Annotated in this window: 2 protein-coding genes; one reads left to right on the forward strand and one right to left on the reverse strand. The window is 46.0% G+C overall.

All coding sequences use genetic code 11. The annotated features are described in order from the left end of the window. Window positions 1-1986: site-specific recombinase (locus tag ACTHS3_RS11430; protein ID WP_049349801.1), on the forward strand; the 1986-nt coding region annotated here is incomplete at its 5' end. Window positions 1987-2048: 62 nt separating this feature from the next. Here ACTHS3_RS11430 and clpP read toward each other — a convergent pair. Further along, on the reverse strand, window positions 2049-2630 hold the full coding sequence (clpP, locus tag ACTHS3_RS11435) for an ATP-dependent Clp endopeptidase proteolytic subunit ClpP (RefSeq protein WP_440367987.1): 582 nt from the start codon (window positions 2628-2630) through the stop codon (window positions 2049-2051). Between the last annotated feature and the right edge of the window lie 2 nt (window positions 2631-2632).

The raw sequence follows: 2632 nt of genomic DNA on the forward strand, positions 1-2632 counted from the left end.
ATGCAAAAACTGACTAATCAAAATCTTCACATTATTTTGTCGGAGCGCTTAAATGATACCGACTTTGTTCTTATTCTTAATGCATTAATCAAATTTTTGCGCCGAGGAGGCAAAAAGAAGGCTTCCGAACGTTTTGATTTGATTTTATCTACGTTAAAACAAGACGATGCTTTATGCCGTCAATTCAGCCTGCGCTTTTATACTTGGCTGTCTAAAGTTCACATTTATCCTGCGCTGATTAAGCTGGGTATTTTCTCGCGCCATAGTTTTACCCGGGAAATGGGCATACGGATTTATGAGCGGTTCAGCCCGTCTTATAAAGATTTTTCCAACTTGCGCGAAGTATTTTTATATCTTTTTCATTCTGAAAACGATGATAAATGGTTGCAAACACTGAGTTTGCGACAATGGCTGGGTATGTATGAATTGTTGTTGGCCAAGGCGGATCCTGCTTTGCTTCAGACGGCCAGCCGACAATTGACAGATGCACGTTTGCGTGCGGTAGAAATGTTGTCTATCTGGATTGCTTCCGAAGCGATTGAGCCGGATTTAATACGAATTGCCCCCCGTTTGTTGGAAGCGGATTCTGCATTTGTCGCTTTACAGCGCGAAGTGGCGAAGATGGTGGAACATTATCGCCATAGTGAAGAAACTTATGATACGGCACACTTGGAGGTTATGTTTGACCAGTGTGAAAATCAAATTGACTATCTGCGCCGTCGCGGTACGGGAGCAGGGTCTGGTTCGTCAGTGAAAGTGGCCCACTTGCTCGAACGCCTGCAACAAACCATAGACCGCCTGAAATTGTTGACCAATATTCAAATCGAAACCAGCCGCACCCGCTTAACTGTCAATCTGATGAATGCGATGATTTATGCGGCGGTGGAGCAATACAGCACCAGCCACTTGCGTAAAAGCAGTATCCGAATGCTGGCACGCAGTATTACGGAAAACAAAAGTCATCATGGTGAGCATTACATTACGCGCAACCGTAGCGAATATTTCAAAATGTTTTATTCCGCAGCAGGCGGCGGCGTAATTATTGCTTTGATGGCATTGAATAAAATCCATATTGCGTCTTTGGGGTTCGGCGAATTTACTACTGCATTCTTGGCCGGGCTCAATTATGGTTTGGGCTTTATGCTGATTCATATGCTGCATTGCACTGTTGCAACCAAACAGCCTGCCATGACGGCGGCGAGCTTTGCCGAACAGGTGGACTCGAATGAAGGCAGCAAAGCGGTGGACAATAAATTGGCTAAACTGCTGATTGATGTGTGTCGTTCGCAAAGTGTCGCCGTGTTTGGCAATGTATCGATTGCGGTATTGTTGGCGGCAGGGATTGCTTTTGGCTATGCCCATACGCATGGTCAGCCCTTGCTGAATGAGGCAGTTACGGCCTATCAGTTCAAATCCATTGAGATTTTTACCCAACCGACCTTATGGTATGCCGCTATTGCCGGCGTATGGTTGTTTTGTTCGGGTATTATTGCCGGCTTTTTTGACAACCGTTCCGATTATCTGAACCTGCGTCAGCGCCTGCCGTTTAATCCGTTTTTACGAAAAATCATGCCTCCGGAGCCGCGCCGTCGGTTGGCCGCTTATATTCATAAGCATTATGGTTCTCTTATGGGTAATTTTATTTTCGGTATGCTTTTAGGCATGACAGGCTATTTTGGCCATCTTTTCGGCTTGCCGCTGGATATTCGACATGTGGCGTTTTCTTCGGCAAACTTAGGTTATGCCGCGATCAGCGGCCATGCAGATGTATTCACGTTTATACTCGGCTTGGCAAGCGTATTGGCAATCGGTATGGTAAATTTAGTGGTCAGCTTTTCTTTGGCTTTGGCTGTTGCGCTCCGTTCCCGCGGTACGCGTTTGGGCAGTATACGCAATCTGCTAAAAAGCTTTTGGAACCAAGTAAAAGCCAATCCTTTGATTTTGCTGTATCCGGTTCAAGTGAATAATAAAGACAATACGAAGTAGGATTGAAGAAAGGCCGTCTGAATATATACATTCAGACGGCCTTTGATTTAAACCAATAAAGATTAGGCTTGTAGAGATTCGCGGTTTTCCAAAACTTGGTCAATCAAACCGTATTCTTTGGCTTCATCGGCAGACATATAATTGTCGCGGTCGGTATCGCGTTCCAAGTCGGCCAAATCGCGATCACAATGTTTGGCAAGCAAGCGGTTCAGTTTCTCTTTGATTTTCAGCAGCTCTTTAGCGTGAATTTCAATATCGGAAGCCTGACCGGCCAAGCCGCCGCTGATGAGCGGTTGGTGAATCATGATGCGGCTGTTGGGCAGGGCAAAGCGTTTACCTTTTTCGCCTGCAGACAACAAGAATGCACCCATGCTTGCCGCTTGGCCTAAGCATAAGGTAGAAACATGAGGCTTGATGAAGTTCATGGTGTCGTAAATTGACATCCCGGCAGTAACCGATCCGCCTGGAGAGTTGATATAGAAGAAGATATCTTTATCTGGGTTTTCGCTTTCCAAAAACAGCAGTTGCGCGACAACCAGATTGGCAGATTCGTCTGTTACCGGGCCGACCAAGAAAACGATGCGCTCTTTCAAAAGGCGTGAGTAGATGTCGAATGCGCGCTCGCCGCGACCGCTTTGTTCGATAA

The organism is Neisseria sp. P0009.S007 (assembly GCF_051962515.1).